At 54.4% G+C, this 23444-nt stretch carries 21 protein-coding genes, 1 tRNA gene and 2 rRNA genes; 10 read left to right on the top strand and 14 right to left on the bottom strand.

Features of this window, described 5'->3' with window-relative positions; translation table 11 throughout:
- From rrf (PGR09_RS23950) to rrf (PGR09_RS23940), 3 genes are all read left to right on the top strand, one after another.
- Positions 1-86, top strand: a 5S ribosomal RNA gene (rrf, locus tag PGR09_RS23950); the annotation flags it as partial.
- A gap of 14 nt (positions 87-100) precedes the next feature.
- Positions 101-176, top strand: a tRNA-Thr gene (locus PGR09_RS23945).
- 37 nt (positions 177-213) lie between these two features.
- Positions 214-329, top strand: a 5S ribosomal RNA gene (rrf, locus tag PGR09_RS23940).
- 595 nt (positions 330-924) lie between these two features.
- Here the strand turns inward: rrf (PGR09_RS23940) and PGR09_RS23935 are convergent.
- The 3 genes from PGR09_RS23935 to PGR09_RS23925 form a co-directional block, all read right to left on the bottom strand.
- Positions 925-1146: a hypothetical protein gene (locus PGR09_RS23935; RefSeq protein WP_430916567.1), complete on the bottom strand. Its 222-nt coding sequence runs from the start codon at positions 1144-1146 to the stop codon at positions 925-927.
- A 277-nt stretch (positions 1147-1423) separates the two neighbouring features.
- Entirely contained in the window at positions 1424-4534 is a 3111-nt protein-coding gene (locus PGR09_RS23930; protein ID WP_430916566.1) for an efflux RND transporter permease subunit, read from the bottom strand.
- A 13-nt stretch (positions 4535-4547) separates the two neighbouring features.
- Positions 4548-5687: an efflux RND transporter periplasmic adaptor subunit gene (locus tag PGR09_RS23925; protein WP_047047118.1), complete on the bottom strand. Its 1140-nt coding sequence runs from the start codon at positions 5685-5687 to the stop codon at positions 4548-4550.
- Between the two features lie 355 nt (positions 5688-6042).
- On the opposite strand from PGR09_RS23925, the gene envR reads away from it, so the two are divergent.
- Positions 6043-6699 carry an acrEF/envCD operon transcriptional regulator gene (gene envR, locus PGR09_RS23920; RefSeq protein WP_047047122.1) on the top strand — a complete coding sequence of 219 codons (657 nt, stop codon included), beginning with the start codon at positions 6043-6045 and terminating at the stop codon, positions 6697-6699.
- An 85-nt stretch (positions 6700-6784) separates the two neighbouring features.
- Here the strand turns inward: envR and fis are convergent, their stop codons facing one another.
- From fis to PGR09_RS23865, 11 genes are all read right to left on the bottom strand, one after another.
- A complete protein-coding gene (gene fis / locus PGR09_RS23915; RefSeq protein WP_000462905.1) occupies positions 6785-7081 on the bottom strand; it encodes a DNA-binding transcriptional regulator Fis in 297 nt (98 codons plus the stop codon).
- Positions 7082-7105: 24 nt separating this feature from the next.
- Entirely contained in the window at positions 7106-8071 is a 966-nt protein-coding gene (gene dusB, locus PGR09_RS23910; protein WP_015369451.1) for a tRNA dihydrouridine synthase DusB, read from the bottom strand.
- Between the two features lie 358 nt (positions 8072-8429).
- Complete coding sequence (gene prmA, locus PGR09_RS23905) at positions 8430-9311, bottom strand: 50S ribosomal protein L11 methyltransferase (protein WP_045397245.1); 882 nt, start codon at positions 9309-9311, stop codon at positions 8430-8432.
- 11 nt (positions 9312-9322) lie between these two features.
- Positions 9323-10774 (bottom strand): sodium/pantothenate symporter, encoded by a 1452-nt coding sequence (gene panF / locus PGR09_RS23900; protein ID WP_045397242.1) that lies wholly within the window; start codon positions 10772-10774, stop codon positions 9323-9325.
- Positions 10764-11006, bottom strand: a complete 243-nt coding sequence (locus PGR09_RS23895) for a DUF997 family protein (RefSeq protein WP_015369454.1) — start codon at positions 11004-11006, stop codon at positions 10764-10766. The genes panF and PGR09_RS23895 overlap by 11 nt, the downstream gene beginning before the upstream one ends.
- A 110-nt stretch (positions 11007-11116) precedes the next feature.
- Positions 11117-12466 carry an acetyl-CoA carboxylase biotin carboxylase subunit gene (gene accC, locus PGR09_RS23890; protein WP_015369455.1) on the bottom strand — a complete coding sequence of 450 codons (1350 nt, stop codon included), beginning with the start codon at positions 12464-12466 and terminating at the stop codon, positions 11117-11119.
- A 10-nt stretch (positions 12467-12476) separates the two neighbouring features.
- Positions 12477-12938 carry an acetyl-CoA carboxylase biotin carboxyl carrier protein gene (gene accB / locus PGR09_RS23885; protein WP_015369456.1) on the bottom strand — a complete coding sequence of 154 codons (462 nt, stop codon included), beginning with the start codon at positions 12936-12938 and terminating at the stop codon, positions 12477-12479.
- Between the two features lie 22 nt (positions 12939-12960).
- Positions 12961-13413, bottom strand: coding sequence for a type II 3-dehydroquinate dehydratase (gene aroQ, locus PGR09_RS23880; RefSeq protein ID WP_015369457.1), 453 nt, complete (start codon positions 13411-13413; stop codon positions 12961-12963).
- Positions 13414-13646: 233 nt separating this feature from the next.
- Positions 13647-14246, bottom strand: a complete 600-nt coding sequence (gene msrQ / locus PGR09_RS23875) for a protein-methionine-sulfoxide reductase heme-binding subunit MsrQ (RefSeq protein WP_047047133.1) — start codon at positions 14244-14246, stop codon at positions 13647-13649.
- Positions 14246-15247, bottom strand: coding sequence for a protein-methionine-sulfoxide reductase catalytic subunit MsrP (gene msrP, locus PGR09_RS23870; protein WP_045397237.1), 1002 nt, complete (start codon positions 15245-15247; stop codon positions 14246-14248). The genes msrQ and msrP overlap by 1 nt, the downstream gene beginning before the upstream one ends.
- A 77-nt stretch (positions 15248-15324) precedes the next feature.
- The gene (locus tag PGR09_RS23865) at positions 15325-16299 is read right to left on the bottom strand and encodes an MDR family oxidoreductase (RefSeq protein WP_047047136.1); all 975 of its coding nucleotides are present in this window, start codon (positions 16297-16299) and stop codon (positions 15325-15327) included.
- Positions 16300-16513: 214 nt separating this feature from the next.
- Here PGR09_RS23865 and csrD point away from each other — a divergent pair, with 214 nt between their 5' ends.
- The 6 genes from csrD (at position 16514) to rng (ending at position 23417) form a co-directional block, all read left to right on the top strand.
- Positions 16514-18454 (top strand): RNase E specificity factor CsrD, encoded by a 1941-nt coding sequence (csrD, locus tag PGR09_RS23860; protein ID WP_015369461.1) that lies wholly within the window; start codon positions 16514-16516, stop codon positions 18452-18454.
- 300 nt (positions 18455-18754) lie between these two features.
- Positions 18755-19798 (top strand): rod shape-determining protein MreB, encoded by a 1044-nt coding sequence (gene mreB, locus PGR09_RS23855; RefSeq protein ID WP_002918653.1) that lies wholly within the window; start codon positions 18755-18757, stop codon positions 19796-19798.
- A gap of 70 nt (positions 19799-19868) precedes the next feature.
- The gene (gene mreC, locus PGR09_RS23850; protein WP_015369462.1) at positions 19869-20867 is read left to right on the top strand and encodes a rod shape-determining protein MreC; all 999 of its coding nucleotides are present in this window, start codon (positions 19869-19871) and stop codon (positions 20865-20867) included.
- The gene (gene mreD / locus PGR09_RS23845) at positions 20867-21355 is read left to right on the top strand and encodes a rod shape-determining protein MreD (protein WP_015369463.1); all 489 of its coding nucleotides are present in this window, start codon (positions 20867-20869) and stop codon (positions 21353-21355) included. Before mreC ends, mreD begins: the two co-directional genes overlap by 1 nt.
- A gap of 8 nt (positions 21356-21363) precedes the next feature.
- Positions 21364-21945, top strand: a complete 582-nt coding sequence (locus PGR09_RS23840; RefSeq protein WP_015369464.1) for a Maf family protein — start codon at positions 21364-21366, stop codon at positions 21943-21945.
- Positions 21946-21947: 2 nt separating this feature from the next.
- Positions 21948-23417 (top strand): ribonuclease G, encoded by a 1470-nt coding sequence (gene rng / locus PGR09_RS23835; RefSeq protein ID WP_015369465.1) that lies wholly within the window; start codon positions 21948-21950, stop codon positions 23415-23417.
- Positions 23418-23444 lie beyond the last annotated feature (27 nt).

The raw sequence follows: 23444 nt of genomic DNA, 5'->3' as shown, positions 1-23444 counted from the left end.
GACCCCATGCCGAACTCAGAAGTGAAACGCCGTAGCGCCGATGGTAGTGTGGGGTCTCCCCATGTGAGAGTAGGGAACTGCCAGGCATCAAATTTAGCGTGCTGATATGGCTCAGTTGGTAGAGCGCACCCTTGGTAAGGGTGAGGTCCCCAGTTCGACTCTGGGTATCAGCACCACTTTTTAGGTTAAAGTTCGGCACTTGTAAAGAATTTGCCTGGCGACGAGAGCGCGGTGGTCCCACCTGACCCCATGCCGAACTCAGAAGTGAAACGCCGTAGCGCCGATGGTAGTGTGGGGTCTCCCCATGTGAGAGTAGGGAATTGCCAGGCATCAAATAAAACAAAAGGCTCAGTCGAAAGACTGGGCCTTTTGTTTTTATGTTTTGCGGCCAGACGCGGCACCAGTTCCCCGGTGGCGCTGCGCTTACCGGGGCTACAGTCCTGTAGCCCGGAAAAGGCGCATCGCGCCGCCTCCGGGGAAAGCCGCTGCCATAGCAACGTAAACGAAAGGCTCAGTCGGAAGACGGGCTTTCTGCTTTTGTCTTTTGCGGCCAGACACGCCGCCATCTCCCCCGGTGGCGCTGCGCTTACCGGGGCTACGCAACCCGTAGCTAGGAAAAGGTGCGCAGCACTGCCTCCGGGGAAAGCCGCTGCCATAGCAACGTAAACGAAAGGCTCAGTCGGAAGACCGGGCTTTCTGCTTTTGTCTTTTGCGGCCAGACGCGGTACCAGTTCCCCGGTGGCGCTACGCTTACCGGGGCTACGCAACCCGTAGCCCGGAAAAGGTGCGCAGCACCGCCTCCGGGAAAAGCCGCTGCCATATCAACGTAAACAAAAGGCCCAGTCACACGACTGGGCCTTTTGTTTTTCTGGCGACTGAGCCAAAGGGAACGCCTCCAGGCTGAGCATTCATGGAGAGGAATTGCTAACGAGTCAGCGCCACGATACCTAACGTGAGACCGGCAACCGCTGCGGCCCCACCGGCGATCGCGCCAGCCATTTCCCAGTTATCCTGTGTTGTGCCTTTTACACAGGTATTGGTATGCACCAGTCGGCCCTGCGAGTCATAGACAGGCACGCACGGGGAATCATGGGCACAGCCAGCAAGCAACGTTGCTAACAATGTCACTAATATTAATTTTTTCATGGTATTACCTCTAAATAACCGTTTGCTGTCAACGTTGTTAACACATAACGGAATAGCTTATTTTACCACCGCAATGACCCGGGCCTGGAAGGGGAAATAATCTCAAATTATGAGCAGTGTAAATATCGTGAAGAGAAATGAGAAATAATGAAGAGAATATGCAGGAAGGGATATACCAATGCGTTAGTTGGGGATGAAAAATTAATATTTCTACTAACTTGTTGTTCTGATAGATATAAAAAAAGGCGCCGCGTGGCGCCTTGATAATTATAGTCGATTATTCTGCGTGGCGGGTAAAGCGACGCCTTACGACCACAAAGAACACCGGCACGAAGAAGATGGCCAGCAGCGTTGCAGTAAGCATACCGCCCATCACACCGGTACCGACAGCGTTTTGCGCGCCGCTACCAGCTCCATGGCTAATCACTAATGGCATGACCCCGAGAATAAAGGCTAATGAAGTCATTAATATAGGGCGTAGACGCATACGAGATGCTTCCAGGGGCGCCTCAATAATGCCTTTGCCTTCTTTATCCATAAGATCTTTAGCGAACTCGACAATAAGAATAGCGTTCTTCGCAGATAAACCAATAGTCGTTAACAGGCCGACCTGGAAATAAACGTCATTATTCAATCCCCTAAGCGAGGCTGCTAATAAAGCGCCAATAACCCCTAATGGCACAACCAGCATAACTGAGAATGGAATAGACCAGCTTTCATAGAGTGCTGCCAGACAGAGGAAGACGACTATCAGCGAAATAGCATATAGCGCTGGCGCCTGGTTACCTGATAAACGTTCCTGATAAGACAAGCCCGTCCAGTCATAACCGATACCCGCAGGCAGTTTACTGGCCAGTTGCTCCATCAAGGCCATGGCTTCCCCGGTACTCTTACCCGGAGCCGCTTCGCCGAGGATTTCCATCGAAGGCAGGCCGTTGTAACGTTCGAGGCGCGGAGAACCATATACCCAACGTGAAGTAACAAATGCCGAGAACGGCACCATTTCACCGTTAGAGCTGCGGACATACATGTTATTGATATCACCAGGCAGCATACGGAAACTGGCATCGGCCTGAACGTAGACTTTCTTCACGCGGCCGCGGTCAATAAAGTCGTTCACATAATAGCCGCCCAGCGCCGCTGATATCGTTTCGTTAATGTCGGATAACGAGACGCCAAGCGCCTGCGCTTTCTCTTGATCGACGTCGAGTTTAAACTGCGGTGTATCTTCAAGGCCATTAGGGCGAACGCGTACCAGCTGTTCAGGATGCTGTTTTACCATCCCCAGAAGCTGGTTTCGTGCCTGAGTTAGCTGTGTGTGTCCTAAGCCACCCTGGTCAATCAGCTCGAAGTCGAAACCGGTCGCGGTACCTAACTCGATGATGGCCGGCATGTTGAACGGGAAGACCATTGCATCTTTAATCTGGCTAAATGCGGCGGTCGCACGCTTGATAATGGCTTCAACGCCGTTTTCCGAACCGCTGCGCTCTTCCCATGGTTTCAGACTGACAAACGCCATACCGGAGTTTTGTCCTTGTCCGCTGAAGCTAAAGCCGTTAACGGTGAACACGCTCTCAACATTAGCTTTCTCTTTCTGTAGATAGTAGTCGCTGACGGAGTCGAGCACCTTTTGCGTACGCTCTTGCGTAGCGCCAGCAGGTAACTGAACCATGGTCAGGAACACACCCTGGTCTTCATCAGGCAGGAAGGATGTAGGCAAGCGGACAAACAGCATCGCCATGCCGATAACGATCAGCAGATAGATAACCAGGTAGCGCCCGGTGCCTCGCAGGATCCCGCTTACGCTGTTGGTGTAATGGTTAACGCTTTGGTCAAACCTGGCGTTAAACCAGCCGAAGAACCCCTTCTTGCCATGATGGTCGACGGATGACGGTTTTAACATGGTCGCGCACAGCGCCGGAGTTAACACCAACGCGACCAGCACAGAGAGCGCCATTGCGGAAACGATAGTAATTGAGAACTGACGATAAATCGCCCCGGTCGAGCCGCCAAAGAAGGCCATCGGGACGAATACCGCCGAGAGCACCATGGCGATACCAACCAGCGCCCCCTGAATCTGCTCCATTGATTTCTCTGTGGCTTCAACGGGGGAAAGCTTGTCCTCGACCATGACGCGCTCGACGTTCTCTACCACCACGATGGCATCATCGACCAGTAGCCCAATCGCCAGCACCATGCCGAACATCGTTAGCGTGTTGATGGAGTAGCCGAACATCGCCAGCACCGCGAAAGTTCCCAGCAAAACCACCGGCACGGCAATTGTAGGGATAAGCGTGGCACGGATATTCTGCAGGAACAGATACATCACGAGGAAGACAAGGATAATAGCTTCAAACAGCGTCTTGACCACTTCGTGAATCGAGATTTTAACGAATGGCGTGGTGTCGTAGGGATAAACAACTTTCATCCCTTGCGGGAAGAAGGGCTGCAGCTCGGCAAGTTTCGCCTTAATCGCCGTAGCGGTATCCAGCGCATTGGCGCCGGTCGCCAGTTTAATCCCCAATCCAGAGGCGGGTTTACCGTTAATGCGGGCGACAACGTTATAGTTCTCGCCGCCTAATTCAATGCGCGCGACATCCTTCAGGCGAACGACGGAACCATCGGCGTTAACCCGCAGCGTGACTTTACCGAATTCCTCCGGATCTTTCAGGCGAGTTTGAGCAATGATCGAGGCGTTAAGCTGCTGACCTTTAACAGATGGTGTTCCGCCAAGTTGCCCGGCGGCAATCTGATCGTTTTGCACCTTCAGTTGGTTGATAACATCGACCGGCGTGAGGTTATATTTATTCAGCAGGTTGCCGTCAAGCCAGATACGCATGGCATATTGCGCGCCGAACAATTGCACATCGCCAACGCCGTTAAGGCGGCTAATAGGGTCTTTAATGTTAGAGGCAACGTAGTCGGAAATATCATCCTGGGTAGTGTTTGGATTATCAGAGATAAAACCGGCAACCAGCAGGAAGCTGCTGCTGGATTTCTCAACGCTAATACCTTGCTGCTGTACTTCCTGTGGCAGCAGCGGCGTCGCCAGCTGCAGTTTGTTCTGTACCTGAACCTGAGCGATATCCGGATCGGTGCCGGATTTGAAAGTGAGCGTTATGGTCACACTACCGGATGAGTCGCTGGTAGAGGACATGTACATCAGATTATCGATACCATTCATGTTCTGTTCGATAACCTGGGTGACGGTGTCCTGCACGGTTTGCGCATCCGCGCCAGGATAGGTAGCAGAAATCGCCACCGCAGGCGGCGCGATCGTGGGATATTGCGCAATAGGGAGCTGCATGATGGCCAGGCCACCGGCAATCATCATGATGATTGCCAGCACCCATGCAAACACCGGTCGATGGATGAAGAACTTAGACATAGCGATTCATACCTTATTGTGCAGCTGGGGCAGCGGTATCTTCCGTCGCCTTCACGGTGACGCCAGGGCGAACCTTTTGTAATCCACTAACGATGACTTTGTCGCCGTTTTGCAGACCGCTGGTGATCAACCATTTATCGCCTATCGCCTGCGCGGCGGTGACCTCACGGTTTTCCACCTGGTTCTGCGCATTGACGATCATCACCGTGGCATCGCCGCGCGGCGTGCGGGTAACCCCCTGCTGTGGTACCAGAATCGCTTGCGGATTGATGCCTTCATCGATACGGGCGCGAACAAACATGCCCGGCAGGAGAGTGTGTTGCGGGTTAGGGAATACCGCGCGAAGCGTGATGGACCCGGTACTCTCATCTACGGTGACATCGGAGAATTGCAGCGATCCTTTCAAGGAGTAGGGCTGGCCATTTTCCATAATCAACTGCACGCTTTTGCTGTCATCGCCACGCTGCAGGCTTTCCTGCTTCAGACGCATAAAATCGTTGCTGGATTCGGTCACGTCGACATAGATCGGATCGAGTTGCTGCACCGTCGCCATAGCGTCAGCCTGGCCGTTGGTCACCAGTGCGCCTTCAGTTACGCTGGATTTACCAATGCGACCGTCAATCGGCGAGGTCACTTTGGTGTACGCCAGGTTGATACGGGCGCTTTCGACCGCGGCTTTAGCCGCCACGACGTCGGCATCGGCCTGATGTGCGGTGGCGACGGCCTGATCGTATTCTTGCTGGCTGATGTATTTCGTTCCAAGCAGAGGAACATAGCGTTTTACCGTCAGATGGGCGATAGCCGCTGCGGCTTCGGCTTTCGCCTCGTCGCCTTTGGCGCTGTTCCACGCGGCCTGATAAGTGGCGGGGTCGATTTGATAGAGCGATTCACCGGCCTTGATATCGCTGCCCTCGACAAAATTGCGTTTCAGGATAATGCCGCTGACCTGGGGGCGAACTTCAGCGACGCGAAAAGCCGAAGTCCGCCCCGGTAATTCGGTAGTAACGGAGAGCGGTTCGCTGCGCACCACATGTACGCTAACCTGAGGCGCTTGCGGCTGCGCCTGTTGATCACCTGAATTATCACAACCGGTAAGCAACAAGGTGGAGATAATTAGGCTGGCTAAAAGAGAAACTCTGGCATGACTCGTCATTGCTGTTCCTTATAGATTACGGGCCGGATAGGGCGGCGAATCTGCGAAGAAATAATGAATATTAAAGCGGTTCGTTATCCTACAAATAATCACCGATGGATGTAATAAATAGTTATTTTTGGACAATGAACAAGGCACGCAAAAACAAAAAACAGGCGATTGATTTAGCTCTTCTTCCTTTAATATTTCTTTTGTGAATATGTTCTTTGTTTATATTTGTCTCATGTATAAGATATCTCTGTTATTAAATGTTTGTATCTGCATTTTTGCTAAATAATAATATTTAAGGAATGTTAAGTTGGTAGGTATGTCAGTAAGATTTGTATTCACCGTTCGGCAGCTAGTGGGAAAGGTTATGGCCAGAAAAACCAAAGAGGACGCATTAAGAACGCGTCAGCTCCTGATTGAGTCCGCGATCCAGCAGTTCGCACAGCGCGGCGTTACCAATACCACGCTGACTGATATCGCCGACGCCGCTGGCGTCACGCGTGGAGCGGTATACTGGCATTTTTCCAGCAAGGCGGAGTTGTTTAATGAAATGTGGCAGCAGCAGCCGCCGCTTAGGGAGTTATTGCCCCATCAGCAGTGGGAACTGGATAACCAAAATCCGTTAATGGGGTTACGTAAAAAATTTATTACCGGGTTGCAATATATTGCCGAAACACCCCGACAGCAGGCGCTGTTACAGATTCTTTATCACAAATGCGAATTCGCCAGCGATATGCTGCCGGAAACGGAAATCCGCAAGCGAATTGGCTTTAATTACGCGATAGTCCGTGACGTACTACAACGTTGTGTCAGAAACAGGTTATTACCGGCGGAAACAAATATCGAAATCACGTTAATTATATTACATGGCGCTTTTACAGGAATTATTAAGAACTGGTTAATGGACCCTGAAAAATTCAATCTCTATGAGCAGGCGCCCGTGCTGGTAGACAATATTATGTCGGCGTTATCGCTGCAGCAACCTGGCCATAGCGGGTGGCCGATGGCTGCCGTGGGGCAGTAGTCCAGTATCAAAAATCAGGCCATAAAAAAAGGCGCTTCCCCATGCCGAAGAGCGCCTTTTTAATTCAGCAATTTACTGATTAATATCAGTTCATGCCGTATTTTTTCAGTTTCTTACGCAGAGTACCGCGGTTGATACCCATCATCAGGGCAGCGCGGGTCTGGTTACCACGGGTGTATTGCATCACCATGTCCAACAGTGGCTGTTCAACTTCAGCCAATACCAGCTCATACAGATCATTAACATCCTGACCATTCAGTTGAGCAAAATAGTTCTTCAGTGCCTGTTTAACCGAGTCACGCAGGGGCTTTTGAGTTACCTGATCCTGAGAGTTAACGGTAGAAACGGTCAGTACGTCAGAATTTACGCGTTGTTCGAACATAGTTCTGTCAGCTCTTTATTTCTATTACGCAAAATTTTCGAAGTATGCCTCCAACGCCTCCAGCTGTTCGCTGGCATCCTCAATGGCGTTGAATGTGCGCCGAAACTGGTCATTTGGAGCATGCTCCTGGAGATACCAGGAGACGTGTTTACGTGCGATTCGGTACCCTTTTGCCTGACCGTAAAAGTCATGCAGTTCCCGAACGTGCGCGCAAAGCAAGCGCTTAACCTCTGCCAACGGCAGGGGGGGCAGCAACTCCCCAGTGTCCAGATAATGCTGGATTTCCCGAAAGATCCAGGGTCTTCCCTGAGCCGCACGGCCTATCATGAGGGCGTCAGCCCCCGTGTAGTCGAGCACGGCTCTGGCTTTAAGCGGGTCAGTAATGTCGCCATTCGCGATAATCGGAATGGAAACTTTCTGCTTAACTGCCCGAATACTGTCGTATTCAGCTTCTCCGTTAAACAAGCAGGCGCGAGTGCGTCCGTGAATAGTCAGAGCCTGAATGCCACATTCTTCAGCCAGTTGGGCAATCTCTACACAGTTACGGTGTTCCGGTTCCCAACCGGTGCGAATCTTGAGAGTCACCGGAACGTCCACTGCCTTGACGACCGCGGTCAGGATTGACTTCACCTGATCGGGATACTGCAAGAGGGCTGAACCAGCGAGCTTACGATTCACCTTTTTAGCCGGGCACCCCATATTGATATCAATAATCTGGGCGCCGCTTTCCACGTTAATACGGGCGGCCGCGGCCATCTCTTCCGGTACGCTACCGGCGATTTGCACGGTACGAATACCGGGCTCATCAATGTGCACCATCCGTAACCGGGACTTGTCGCTCTCCCATACCTGCGGGTTGGAGGACATCATCTCGGAGACGGTTAAACCTGCTCCCATCTCGTAACACAGCGTCCTGAATGGTCTGTCAGTGATGCCAGCCATAGGTGCTGCGATCAGGCGATTTCTGAGCTGGTGGTGTCCGATGCGCATGAGTTAAGAAATGACCATACTGTGACTGCAAGGCGGCGTATATTACGCATTTTTTGCGCGAGATGAAAGGCCAAACTTTGACCAATCCTCTGTTACAGATCAATGAATCCAGGAGTAACGTAATAGTCATGAATAAATTATCATATTAATCATTGCGTTATTAGCAATGGGATAATTTGTGTCCAATTATAAAATCGCAAAACTTCTCGATTTTTCTGAGACGAAGGCGATACGAGACGGGATAAAACGCTGTTTTTGTAGCCAAAAAAGGGCATCGTAATGCGATCCGGCTCTCATTTCCTGGCAATATTCGGCGGTTACTGGAAACAAAAATGCGGCCCGTAGGCCGCAGTCTGACTTAGTTTTTCTGTCCGGTAATTCGGCACCACTCCTCTTTCTCCACCACCGGGTCGAGGGTGAAGAGCGGGGCGTAGGCTTCACAAACGCTTTCCGCTTGGCTTGCCAGTATTCCAGAAAGGCCCAGCAGGCCGCCTGTAACCGGCAGGACGCTGATTAAAGGGGCCAGCTCACGCAACGGGCCTGCCAGGATGTTTGCGACCACCACATCGGCTTTCATGGATTCTGGCTGATCCTGCGGCAAATAGAGTTCAAGGCGTTCGGAGACGCCATTACGCTGGGCGTTATCACGGCTGGCCTGAATGGCCTGCGGATCGATATCAATACCGATAGCTTTGGCGGCGCCCAGCTTCAGCGCGGCGATCGCCAGGATGCCGGAACCGCAGCCAAAATCGATAACCGTTTTGCCCTGAAGGTCAAGGCCATCGAGCCACTGCAGACACATCGCGGTCGTTGGGTGAGTGCCGGTACCAAAGGCTAGTCCTGGATCAAGCATCACATTGACTGCATTCTCATCAGGAACATCGCGCCAGCTCGGGCAAATCCACAGGCGTTCGCCGAAACGCATCGGGTGGAAGTTATCCATCCACTCGCGTTCCCAGTCTTTATCTTCCAGCTGTTCAATTTTATGCGCGAAGCCTGCGCCGAGCAGCGGATGCTGCTCAAGGATAGCAACCGCTTCGTTCATGTCGCTTTCCGCGTCGAACAGGCCAATAACGTCGGTATCGCCCCACAAACGGGTTTCACCCGGCAGCGGCTCAAACACCGGCGTGTCGTGGGTGTCCTGGAAGGTAATCGAGACCGCGCCGGCCTCCATCAGCGCGTCGCTCAGTTCTTCCGCGTGAGCGCCGGTCGTATTCAGTTTTAGTTGGATCCAAGGCATGGCAAAACTCTTTATTTATCAGTAGTCATAATAGGGGCTGGCGGTACGGGCTGACCGAAACGGTTCCCGACGACAAAAGCCAACAAACTTAGCAGCAGCGAGGGCACGATAGGGTGGAAGCCCAGGTACTGAATATTAAACGTCGCGAGCACGGCATACAGTACGCCGCCCACTAACATCGCGCTGAGCGCGCCAGCAGCATTTGCCCGCTCCCAGTAGAGACCCAGCACCAGCGGCCATAAGAACACCGCTTCCAGGCCGCCAAAGGCCAGCAGATTAAGCCAGATAATCATTTCCGGCGGCCGCCAGGCGGCCAGCATCATAAGTATGCCGAGCACTAAGGTGGCGATCGTTGAGATCCGCTTCAGCTTCTGCTCATTACGCTTTTTCGTAGGCTGAGCGCTGAGCCACAGATCTTTAATGATCGTAGCCGATGCCTGCAGTAAATGGGCGTTAACGTTAGACATAATCGCGGCCATCGGCGCCGCTAAAAATAGCCCCGCGGCCCACGGCGGCAGCACCTGGACCATCAACGTCGGGATCACCTGATCGGGGACGGTGAGGCCCGGCAGGACGGCGCGGCCAAGCGCGCCGGCGAGATGCATACCGAACATCAGAATCGCCACCACGATGGTGCCAATAACGATCCCGCGGTGCACGGCCTTGCTGTCTTTATAGGAGATACAGCGCACGGCGGTATGCGGCAAGCCGATGACGCCGAAACAGACCAGTACCCAGAACGAGGTCATAAAGGTTGGCGTGAGGATATCATCGGCGCCGTGAGGCGACACCAGCTGCGGGTCGATCCGCTGGAGCGTATCTACCGCCTGATGCAGACCGCCAGCGGCATGCACTACGCCAACCAGCAGGACGATCGTCCCGATCAACATCACCATTCCCTGCATGGTATCGTTGAGTACGCTGGCGCGGAAGCCGCCGAACGCGGTATAGAGCGCGATCGTGATGCCAAATATCAGTAGTCCGGTTTCGTATTTGATACCGGCGGCGGTTTCCAGCAGGCGCGCGCCGCCAATAAACTGCACCGCGATGGCCCCGACAAAGGCCACCAACAGGCTGACGCTGGCAATCCATACCACCGCGCGGCTTTGGTAGCGCGCCTGCAGCATATCGTTAAGGGTAATGGCGTTGTAGCGGCGCGCCAGGATCGCGAACTTCTTGCCGAGGATCCCGAGAGAGAGCCAGATCGTCGGTACCTGGATCATCGCCAGCAGTACCCAGCCCAGTCCATATTTGTAGGCGGCGCCGGGACCGCCGATAAACGAGCTGGCGCTAATATAGGTGGCGGTGAGGGTCATCGCTAATACAAAACCGCCCATCGATCGGCTGCCAAGAAAATACTCGCTAAGGAAGTTCCCGGTACTGCGTTTACGCATCGCGTAAAGAGACAGCCCGAAGACCACAAACAGATAAGCGATCAGCACCACGATAATCTCAAGCTGCATCGTTATCCTCCAGAGAGATATCGCGGAAGATAAAGCGCACCATCGCCCAGCACAGCAGAACGAACAGCAGCGGCACCAGCAGGCAGGCCAGTTCGAACCAGTGTGGCAGCCCGGTAAAGCCAATACCGACGCCCGGTAGATAGGCCGCAGCCAGCCAGGCGGCAAGATAGAGAAGGGTCAGCCACAGCGCCCAGCGCGCTTCTTTATGGGCCTGAACAAATCTTTTGTCCATTTTTTGTCCCTTGAGGATGAAGAAAGCGGGGATTGTACCGCATGGAAAAGTCGAGGGGAGAGAAAAAGAAAAAAGGCCGGATTATCCGGCCTTTTGCAGCGAGTACAGGATTATTTTTCCTGCAGTCCAAGTTTTTTCTCCAGATAGTGGATATTGGTGCCACCATGCTGGAAGTTCTCGTCGCTCATAATGCGCATCTGCAGCTCAACGTTGGTTTTGATGCCATCGATGATCAGTTCCTGCAGCGCGTTCTTCATGCGAGCAATCGCCACATCACGGCTTTCGCCGTAGCAGATCAGTTTGCCGATCATTGAGTCATAGTACGGCGGTACGGTGTAACCGGCGTAGATATGAGACTCCCAGCGCACGCCAAAACCGCCCGGCGCGTGGAAGCGGGTAATTTTACCCGGGCTCGGCAGGAAGGTGTTCGGGTCTTCGGCGTTGATACGGCATTCTACCGCATGGCCGCGAACCTGGACTTCTTCTTGCTTGATAGACAGCGGCTGACCCGCCGCGATGCGCAGCTGTTCTTTGATCAGGTCGACGCCGGTGATCATTTCGGTAACCGGGTGTTCTACCTGAATACGGGTGTTCATCTCAATGAAGTAGAACTCGCCGTTTTCGAACAGGAATTCAAAGGTACCCGCTCCGCGATAGCCGATATCCACACAGGCTTTCGCGCAACGTTCGCCGATGTAGCGACGCAGTTCCGGGGTAATGCCCGGCGCCGGCGCTTCTTCGACGACTTTCTGGTGACGACGCTGCATGGAGCAGTCGCGTTCTGCCAGATAGATAGCGTTGCCCTGGCCGTCCGCCAGCACCTGGATCTCGATGTGACGAGGATTTTCCAGGTATTTCTCCATGTAGACCATGTCGTTGTTGAAAGCCGCTTTCGCTTCCGCTTTGGTCATGGAGATGGATTGCGCCAGTTCAGCGTCGCTGCGCACGACGCGCATACCGCGACCGCCGCCGCCGCCGGAGGCTTTGATGATAACCGGATAGCCGATGCGTTTGGCATGCGCGCGGTTTGCGTCCATGTCGTCGCCCAGCGGGCCATCAGAACCTGGAACGGTCGGAACGCCAGCTTTCTTCATTGCGGTGATGGCAGACACTTTGTCGCCCATCAGGCGGATAGTGTCGGCTTTCGGGCCGATGAAGATGAAACCGGAACGCTCAACCTGCTCGGCAAAGTTAGCGTTTTCGGACAGGAAGCCGTAACCCGGGTGAATCGCTACCGCGCCGGTGATTTCCGCCGCGCTGATGATAGCCGGGATGTTCAGATAGCTTTTTACGGACGGAGCCGGGCCGATGCAGACCGTCTCATCCGCTAATAATACGTGTTTTAAATCGCGATCCGCGGTGGAGTGCACAGCGACGGTCTTGATGCCCAGTTCTTTACAGGCACGCAGGATGCGCAGTGCGATCTCGCCACGGTTAGCGATGACAATTTTATCCAGCATGTTCGCCTCGTTACTCGATGACAACCAGCGGCTCGTCGAATTCTACAGGTTGGCCGCTTTCGATCAGAATGGCTTTAACCACGCCGGCTTTGTCGGCTTCGATCTGGTTCATCATTTTCATCGCTTCTACGATGCACAGGGTGTCGCCCACGTTAACTTTCTGACCGACTTCCACAAAGGCTTTCGCGTCCGGGCTCGGGGTGCGGTAGAAAGTACCGACCATCGGGGAACGTACGATGTGACCACTGATTTCCGCTTTCGCTTCAGCGGCAGGTGCTGCTGCCGGCGCTGCGGCGGCTGGCGCCTGAGGCTGGGCGATTGGCGCAGCATAAGCTTGCTGCATTACCGGATAGCTGGCGGCCGGCGCTGCACGGCTGATGCGTACAGACTCTTCGCCTTCAGAAATTTCCAGTTCGGAGATGCCTGATTCTTCAACCAGCTCGATCAGTTTTTTAATCTTACGAATATCCATGAGTGGGTTCCGTACTCTTTGTTTAGTGTGTTTGTGACAGGCGTTTTACCGCCGTCTGTAAAGCGTATGAATAGCCGTCCGCACCTAATCCGCAGATAACGCCCGAGGCGACATCAGACAGATACGAGTGGTGACGGAACGGCTCGCGCGCATGCACGTTGCTCAGGTGGATCTCGATAAACGGGATACTCACGGCAAGCAGCGCGTCGCGGATGGCCACGCTGGTATGCGTAAACGCGGCCGGATTGATCAGGATATAGTCCACAGAGTCTTTAGCCTGATGAATTCGGTCGATGAGCGCGAACTCCGCATTGGATTGCAGGTGGTCGAGCGTCACGTTTAGCGCTTCCGCTTCTGCGGTTAAACGGTTAACAATTTCTGCCAGCGTTAGCGAACCATACTTCTCGGGTTCACGGCTGCCGAGCATATTAAGGTTTGGTCCGTTCAAAAGCAAAATGCGAAACTTATCAGCCATTGTGCAGCTATCTCCTGCTAATCTCGGGCAAAAAACAAAATATACCTTCGATGCGCGCTTGTCACCTTTTCAGGGTTCGAAAATCCCTTCAGGAAAACCAAAGTCGCACATTATAACGATTTCGTAGCAATTGGCAGCTAAATACTGGTCTTATCAGGGAAGATTATCAACCGCTATCGTAAAAAGAGTCGCGGTTGATAAACGTTCTGCGGGGAACTGCACATATCCGGAGATTAGCGCCACCACTGGCGAAACTTCTTATAGCGGCTGGCTAAAAGTACCATTGCCAGCCCGGCATAAATCAGCGGCTGCGGCGATAAAATTTTCACCGACCATAGATAATGTATAGGGGCGAGGATCGCGACCAGATAGACGAAGTTGTGCAATGTTTGCCAACGACGGCCTAATTTTCGTTGCATGTACTGGGTTGACGTCGCCGCCAGCGCCAGTAAAACCAGCCAACTGATTAAACCAAGCGTGAGATACGGACGGTTGATTATCTCGGAACCGAGTAACGCCAGATTGTTAATGCCTAGCTCCAGCAGCGTATAGCTGGTGAGATGCAACGTTGCCCAGGCAAAGCACCATAACCCTAATAAACGACGGGTGCGTATCAATAATGGCTGTTTAGCGTAACGCGCCAGCGGCGTAATAAGCAAGGTGGCAAGCAAAAACTTCAGTGCCATCCGTCCGGTAAAATGCTGGATATCCTTCGCCGGATCGGCGCTGAAGTAGCCCTGATGCCCGGCCCAGAACAGCCAGACCAGCGGTAAAAAACCGGCTAAATGCAGCACAACTTTCAGCCAGCCTATCTGTTTAACGCTCAGACGCACTAGAAATTCTCCCGTAAGTTAAGTCCGCGATACAGCGAGGCGACTTCCTCGGCATAGCCATTAAACAGCAGCGTTGGCTGGCGTTTTACGTCGAGTACGCCGCCGGCGCCGATGAACCGCTCGCTGGCCTGCGACCAGCGCGGATGATCGACGTGCGGGTTCACATTGGCATAGAAACCGTATTCATCCGGCGCCGCCAGATTCCAGGTGGTCGGCGGCCGCTCGCGGGTTAACTCAATACTCACGATCGATTTAATCCCTTTAAAGCCGTACTTCCACGGCACGGTCAGGCGGATGGGCGCGCCGTTTTGCGGCGGCAACGCTTTCCCGTAGACGCCAACGGTCATCAGCGTGAGCGGGTGCATCGCTTCATCAAGGCGCAATCCTTCGACATAGGGATAGGCCAGGCCGCCGCCGATGAAGCGATCTTTTTGTCCCGGCATCTGTTCCGGCGCATACAGCGTTTTGAAAGCGACGTAGCGGGCGTTGCTGGTGGGCTCCACCAGCGAGAGCAGTTTATGCAGGGGGAAGCCGACCCACGGTACGACCATCGACCAGGCCTCCACGCAGCGCATACGATAAATTCGTTCTTCCAGCGGGAAGCGACGGGTCAGGTCGTCGTGATCGAGCGTCAGGGGTTTGGCGACTTCGCCGCCGATGGTAAGCGTCCAGGGGTCAGTGCGCAGGCTGCCTGCGTTAGCCGCCGGATCGGCTTTATCGAGGCCGAATTCGTAGAAGTTGTTGTAGCCGGCGACTTTATCTTCCGGGGTGAGGGCGAGCTTACTTTGCCATGCTGCGGGTTTATCAAAGGTGAGGGCCTTTCCGGCGGGCGCCGGCGGGCGGTCATGGCCTTTGAACCAATCGAGCAGGTCGGCATGGGCCTTTGTTGAGAGCGACATCGCCGTCGCGCCGATACCGAGCATTTTCAGCACCTGGCGGCGCTGCAGGTTAAATACCGATTCCGCCGTTACGTCGGCTTCCGTCAGTTTTCTGGTTTTCATGGCGTCCTCCGTCATACTTTTTCCTAAGCATGACGGAGGCGGAGCGCGATCGCGAATATGTCACGAAAAATTGCAGATTAGCCGATTTTGACCAGCGTACGACCCTGGATCTGGTTGTTCATGATTTTATCGGCGAAGGCCGGGGCATCGGCAAGGGAGATTTCAGTCGCGCTTTGCGCGTAAAAAGATTCCGGCAGATCGCGCGTCAACCGGCGCCAGGCTTCGGCGCGGCGCGCAGGCGGGGTCATTACCGAATCGACGCCCTGCAGGCGTACGTTGCGTAGGATGAACGGCATCACGGTGGTCGGCAGCGCGAAACCGCCCGCCAGGCCGCAGGCCGCGACGCAGCCGCCATAGTTCATCTGCGCCAGTACCTTCGCCAGTACTTTATCGCCGACGGTATCGATAGCGCCCGCCCAGATTTGTTTTTCCAGCGGCCGGGTCTCGGTAAACTCATCGCGGCCCAGAATACGCTGCGCGCCGAGGCTTTTCAGAAAGTCATGGGTGCTTTCGCGACCGGAAACCGCCGCCACCTGATAACCCAGATGATGCAGCAGAGCGACCGCCGTGCTGCCGACGCCGCCGCTGGCGCCTGTTACGACGATCTCGCCATCCTGCGGTCGTACGCCGGCGTCTTCCAGCGCCATCACGCATAGCATGGCGGTAAAGCCTGCGGTACCGATGGTCATCGCTTTGCGTCCGTCGAGACCTTCAGGCATGGCCACCAGCCATTCACCTTTGACGCGGGCGCGCTCGGCCAGGCCGCCCCAATGGTTTTCTCCCACGCCCCAACCGGTGAGCAACACCTGCTGGCCAACGTGAAAACGCGGATCTTCGCTGGCATGGACGGTACCGGCAAAATCGATACCAGGAATCATCGGAAAGTTGCGGATAATTTTTCCTTTGCCGGTAATGGCCAGGGCATCTTTATAATTGAGGCTCGACCAGTGAATATCGACCGTCACATCGCCTGGCGGCAGCAGGTTGGCATCGATGTTTTGCACCGAGGAAAGGGTTTTGCCATCCTGCTGTTCTAAGATTAAAGCCTGCATATGTGGTTCCTCGCGGTTTGAAGATTGGAAAAATTATTCTGCAGACTATACTCGCTAACGGCATTATTACGTGGATGTAACGCAATAAATTGCCAGATACGCCAGCTTTGGTAGTATGCGTCGCTTCAGAAAGTTAGTACTTACTTAAGCAAAAGTCTTAAAAGGGGCCCGAATGCCCTTCGGGTAGTTATTCACACGCGGAGTTAACACAGGGATGCGATTAACGACGAAATTCTCAGCATTTGTTACGCTGCTCACCAGCCTGACGATTTTTGTCACGCTCATCGGCGCGTCGCTGAGCTTTTACAACGGCATTCAGATTAAAGTTGAGAATCGCGTGCAGGCGGTGGCGACGATGCTGGACAGCCGCCTGGTAACCACCTCTTTTGAAAAGCTCGAACCGCAAATGGACGAGCTGCTGACGCCGGTAGAAGTCGAACATATTGATTTTCTGCTCAACGGCAAATCGCTTTACAGCCATACCCGCGGCGACAGTTATCGTCCGCTGGGCAGTAACAACCAGTATCGTGAAATGACGGTACCCTCGCTCAAACATCCCGGAATTTCGATTCGTCTGGTCTACATGGACCCGATGGTCAATTATTTCCGCTCGCTTCACGTCACCGCGCCGCTCTCCTTCGCCATCGGCTTCATGGTGCTGATTATCTTCTTTTCGATTCGCTGGATCCGCCGCCAGCTGGCGGGGCAAGAACTACTGGAGCTGCGCGCGCGGCGCATTCTCAGCGGCGAGCGCGGGCCGCAGGTGCGCGGTTCGGTTCATGAATGGCCGGCCAGTACCAGCAGCGCGCTGGATATGCTGCTCTCGGAACTGCAGTTCGCCAGCGATCAGCGCAGCCGCATGGATACCCTGATTCGATCCTACGCCGCTCAGGATTCCAAAACCGGCCTCAATAACCGCCTGTTCTTTGATAACCAGCTGGCGACGCTGCTGGACGATCAGGAAAAGGTAGGGGCGCACGGTATCGTGATGATGATTCGCCTGCCGGAGTTTGATCTGCTGCGCGACAACTGGGGACGGGCGGCGGCGGAAGAGCATTACTTCACGCTAATTAATTTGCTGTCTACTTTTATTATGCGCTATCCCGGCTCGCTACTGGCGCGCTATCACCGTAGCGATTTCGCCGTCTTATTGCCGCATCGCACTTTAAAAGAGGCTGATAGTATCGCCGGGCAGTTACTCAAGGCGATGGATGCGCTGCCGTCAACGCGGGTGCTGGATAAAGACGACACGATGCATATCGGCATCTGCGCGTTCCGCAGCGGCCAGTCCACTTCTCAGGTGATGGAACACGCCGAAGCGGCTACCCGCAACGCCGTGCTACAGGGGAGTAATAGCTGGGCGGTTTACGATGATTCACTGCCGGAGAAAGGGCGCGGCAACGTGCGCTGGCGGACGCTTATCGAGCAGATGCTCAGCCGCGGCGGCCCGCGCTTGTATCAGAAACCGGCGGTCATGCGCGATGGGCGGGTACATCATCGCGAGCTAATGTGTCGCATCTATGACGGTAAAGAAGAGGTGATTGCCGCCGAGTATATGCCAATGGTGCAGCAGTTTGGCTTAGCGGAAGAGTACGATCGCCTACAGATTACGCGTTTGCTGCCGTTATTAAGTTATTGGCCTGATCAAACGCTGGCCCTGCAGGTGACCGTGGAGTCGCTGATTCGCCCGCGTTTCCAGCGTTGGCTGCGCGATACCATGATGCAGTGCGAAAAATCACAACGTCGGCGGATTATTTTTGAACTTGCAGAGGCGGATGTTTGTCAATATATCGGCCGTTTACACCCGGTTATGCGGTTGATAAACGCGCTGGGCATTCGCGTCGCCGTGGTTCAGGCCGGGTTGACGTTGGTTGGCACCAGTTGGATCAAGCAGCTGGACGTGGAAGTGATAAAGCTGCATCAAGGGCTATCGCGCAATATTGAAAAACGCAGCGAGAACCAGTTACTGGTTCAAAGTCTGGTGGAGGCCTGTAAAGGGATGCCGGTACAGGTTTTTGCGACGGGAGTACGCAGTCGCAGCGAGTGGCAGGTGCTGTCGCAATGCGGCGTGACCGGCGGGCAGGGGGAATTTTTTGCCGCCTCACAGCCACTTGACACAAATGTGAAAAAATATTCGCAAAGATACTCTGTTTGATCTGCCGTTTGGCGTGATTTCACGTAGAATAACGCGCGCCATAGTAAAGGGGGTGTGCTTGTCTACCCGCCGGAATGTCGCAACTTACGCAAGACTGACCTTTGACAGGTACAAACAGAGCACGGAGCGCAGCTGATTTATTCAGCGCCGAAGGGACTTCGTAAATGTTTGTAACAAAGGAAATGAACTGCACTAATTTTCACCGTAGCAGATGATTTTTGCGCCTTGTCGCTGCTGCGTGTGGTTGGTAAAGTAAGCGGATTTTGTTTTCCGCCCCAGCTTTCAGGATTATCCCTTAGTATGTTAAAAAAATTTCGTGGCATGTTTTCCAATGACCTGTCCATTGACCTGGGTACCGCGAATACCCTTATTTATGTAAAAGGACAAGGCATCGTATTGAATGAGCCTTCCGTTGTGGCCATTCGTCAGGATCGTGCCGGTTCGCCGAAAAGCGTTGCCGCTGTAGGTCATGAAGCGAAGCAGATGCTGGGCCGTACGCCGGGCAACATCGCGGCGATTCGCCCGATGAAAGACGGCGTTATCGCCGACTTCTTCGTGACTGAAAAGATGCTGCAACACTTTATTAAACAGGTGCATAGCAACAGCTTTATGCGCCCGAGCCCGCGTGTGCTGGTGTGCGTGCCGGTTGGCGCGACCCAGGTTGAGCGTCGTGCTATCCGCGAATCCGCGCAGGGTGCTGGCGCCCGTGAAGTTTTCCTGATCGAAGAGCCGATGGCGGCCGCGATCGGCGCAGGCTTACCGGTTTCTGAAGCGACCGGTTCTATGGTTGTTGATATCGGCGGCGGTACTACCGAAGTCGCGGTTATCTCCCTGAACGGCGTGGTCTACTCTTCTTCCGTACGTATCGGCGGCGACCGTTTCGATGAAGCCGTGATCAATTACGTGCGTCGTAACTACGGTTCCCTGATCGGCGAAGCGACCGCTGAGCGTATCAAACACGAAATCGGTTCCGCTTACCCGGGTGATGAAGTACGCGAAATCGAAGTGCGCGGCCGTAACCTGGCTGAAGGCGTTCCACGCGGCTTCACCCTGAATTCCAACGAAATCCTCGAAGCGCTGCAGGAGCCGCTGACCGGCATCGTCAGCGCCGTTATGGTCGCGCTGGAGCAGTGCCCGCCGGAGCTGGCATCCGATATCTCCGAGCGCGGTATGGTCCTGACCGGCGGCGGTGCGCTGCTGCGCAACCTTGACCGTCTGTTAATGGAAGAGACAGGGATCCCTGTCGTAGTTGCAGAAGATCCACTGACCTGCGTCGCTCGTGGCGGCGGTAAGGCGCTGGAAATGATCGATATGCACGGCGGCGACTTGTTCAGCGAAGAGTAGTCAGCCTGAAGGTCTGGGGCAGCTTAAGGGCTGCCTCTGGTCTTTACTGACACGAGAATACGCATAGCCTATGAAGCCAATTTTTAGCCGTGGCCCGTCGCTACAGATTCGCCTTATTCTGGCGGTTTTGGTGGCGCTTGGCGTCATTATCGCCGACAGCCGCCTGGGTACGTTCAGCCAGATTCGAACGTACATGGACACTGCCGTCAGTCCTTTCTACTTTATCTCAAATGGTCCCCGGGAACTGCTCGACAGCGTATCGCAATCGCTGGCGACCCGCGATCAGCTCGAACTGGAAAACCGCGCGCTGCGTCAGGAGTTATTGCTGAAAAACAGCGATCTGCTGATGCTTGGCCAATACAAACAAGAAAATGCCCGCCTGCGTGAACTGCTAGGCTCGCCGCTGCGTCAGGACGAGCAGAAGATGGTAACTCAGGTTATCTCGACGGTTAACGACCCCTACAGCGATCAGGTCGTTATCGACAAGGGCAGCGTTAACGGCGTTTATGAAGGCCAGCCGGTTATCAGCGACAAGGGCGTTGTCGGTCAGGTGGTGGCGGTAGCGAAAATGACCAGCCGCGTGCTGCTGATTTGCGATGCGACCCATGCCTTGCCGATTCAGGTGCTGCGTAACGATATCCGCGTGATTGCCGCCGGTAACGGCTGCACTGATGATTTACAGCTTGAACATCTGCCGGCGAATACCGATATTCGCGTCGGCGATGTGCTGGTGACTTCCGGGCTCGGCGGACGCTTCCCGGAAGGGTATCCGGTTGGGGTGGTCTCCTCGGTACGTCTGGATACTCAGCGTGCTTACACGGTAATCCAGGCTCGTCCGACTGCCGGGCTGCAGCGTTTACGCTATCTGCTGCTGCTGTGGGGCGCCGATCGTAACGGCGCCAACCCAATGACCCCGGAAGAGGTTCACCGCGTTGCCAATGAACGCCTGATGCAAATGATGCCGCAGGTGCTGCCTGCGCCTGATGCGATGGGGCCGCAGATGCCGGCGCCGGCGACGGGCCTGACGCCGCCGCCGTCCGCGCAACCTCTGCCAGCAGGGGGGCAATAGTGGCAAGTTATCGTAGCCAGGGACGCTGGGTTATCTGGCTCTCGTTTCTTATTGCGCTATTGCTGCAGATTATGCCCTGGCCGCAGGACATCACCGTCTTCCGGCCAAACTGGGTGTTGTTGATTCTGCTTTACTGGATCCTGGCGCTGCCGCATCGGGTTAACGTCGGTACCGGCTTTGTGATGGGGGCGATTCTCGACCTCATCAGCGGTTCGACGCTTGGCGTACGCGCGCTGTCGTTAAGTATCGTTGCCTATCTGGTCGCTTTAAAATATCAGCTGTTCCGTAATCTGGCGCTCTGGCAACAGGCGCTGGTGGTCATGCTGTTGTCTCTTGCCGTTGATATCATTGTTTTCTGGGCAGAGTTTTTAGTGATCAACGTCTCTTTCCGTCCGGAAGTGTTCTGGAGTAGTGTAGTAAACGGTGTGCTCTGGCCGTGGCTATTCCTGCTAATGCGTAAAGTGCGTCAGCAATTTGCGGTTCAATAAAGGTTGATATGACAACTCTGTATCTGGCTTCTGGTTCCCCGCGTCGGCAGGAACTGTTAACTCAGCTTGGCCTCTCTTTCGAACGCCTGGTTCCGGGTATTGAGGAACGGCGCGGCCCTCAGGAGAGCGCTGCGCATTATGTTGCGCGTCTGGCGCGAGAAAAAGCGCTGGCTGGCGTGGCTATGGCGCCGCGAGATCTGCCGGTGTTGGGGGCGGATACGATTGTCATTCTTAACGGCGAAGTGCTGGAAAAGCCGCGCGATGCCGGGCACGCCGCAGAAATGCTTCGCATGCTTTCCGGAAAAACCCACCAGGTGATGACCGCGGTGGCGTTGGCGGATAAGCAGCAAACGCTGGATTGTCTGGTGGTGACGGAAGTGACCTTCCGTCTGCTCTCCGAGCAGGATATCGCTACCTACGTAGCCAGCGGCGAACCTTTAGATAAAGCAGGCGCATACGGTATTCAAGGGTTGGGTGGTTGTTTTGTCAGGAAGATAAATGGCAGCTATCACGCCGTAGTCGGCTTACCGCTGGTGGAAACGTATGAGTTGCTGAGTAACTTTAACTCACTGCGTGAAGAAAAGGGATAAAGATGACGGCTGAATTATTAGTTAACGTAACGCCATCCGAGACGCGCGTCGCGTATATCGATGGCGGGATCCTGCAGGAAATTCATATTGAGAGAGAAGCGCGGCGCGGAATCGTAGGCAATATCTACAAAGGTCGTGTCAGTCGCGTGTTGCCTGGAATGCAGGCGGCTTTTGTAGATATTGGCCTGGATAAGGCCGCCTTCCTGCATGCTTCCGATATCATGCCGCACACCGAGTGCGTGGCGGGTGAAGAGCAGAAGCAGTTTACCGTTCGCGATATTTCCGAACTGGTGCGTCAGGGCCAGGACCTGATGGTACAGGTGGTGAAAGATCCGCTGGGCACCAAAGGCGCGCGTCTGACCACCGACATCACCATACCTTCCCGCTATTTAGTGTTTATGCCCGGCGCTTCGCACGTCGGCGTATCGCAGCGTATTGAAAGCGAGGCCGAGCGCGAACGCCTGAAAAGCGTGGTCACCGAATATTGCGACGAGCAGGGTGGGTTTATTATCCGCACCGCGGCGGAAGGCGTGCATGAGCAAGAGATGGCGGCGGATGCGGCCTACCTTAAGCGCGTCTGGACCAAAGTCATGGAGCGCAAAAAGCGCAACCAGACCCGTTATCAGATGTACGGCGAGCTGGCGCTGGCCCAGCGCGTGCTGCGCGATTTCGCCGATGCTCAGCTTGACCGCATTCGCGTGGATTCGCGCCTGACCTACGAGGCGCTGCTGGAGTTCACCGCGGAATACATCCCTGAAATGACCAGCAAGCTGGAACATTACAGCGGCCGCCAGCCTATTTTCGATCTCTTTGACGTTGAGAACGAAATCCAGCGCGCGCTGGAGCGTAAAGTCGAGCTGAAATCAGGCGGCTATCTGATCATCGATCAGACCGAAGCGATGACCACCATCGATATCAACACCGGGGCGTTCGTTGGCCACCGCAATCTCGACGACACTATCTTCAATACCAATATTGAAGCCACGCAGGCCATCGCGCGCCAGCTGCGTCTGCGTAACCTGGGCGGCATTATCATCATTGATTTTATCGATATGAATAATGAAGATCATCGTCGTCGGGTACTGCATTCGCTGGAGCAGGCGCTGAGTAAAGACCGGGTGAAAACCAGCATTAACGGCTTCTCGCAGCTGGGGCTGGTCGAGATGACCCGTAAACGCACCCGCGAAAGCGTGGAACATGTGCTGTGTAACGAGTGTCCTACCTGTCATGGGCGCGGCACGGTAAAGTCGGTCGAAACGGTCTGTTATGAGATCATGCGCGAGATAGTCCGCGTGCATCATGCGTATGACTCAGACCGCTTCCTGGTCTATGCTTCACCTGCCGTCGCGGAAGCTCTGAAAGGGGAAGAGTCCCACGCGCTGGCGGAAGTCGAAATCTTTGTCGGCAAGCAGGTTAAAGTACAAATTGAGCCGCTCTATAATCAAGAGCAGTTCGATGTGGTAATGATGTAATCATTCAGCCCGTCGTTCCCGATGGCG

Source organism: Klebsiella sp. 141251, from assembly GCF_050600725.1.
GTDB lineage: Bacteria > Pseudomonadota > Gammaproteobacteria > Enterobacterales > Enterobacteriaceae > Klebsiella > Klebsiella aerogenes.
The sequence above is the reverse complement of the archived record's forward strand: the minus strand, read 5'-3'. Positions and strand labels throughout refer to the sequence as shown.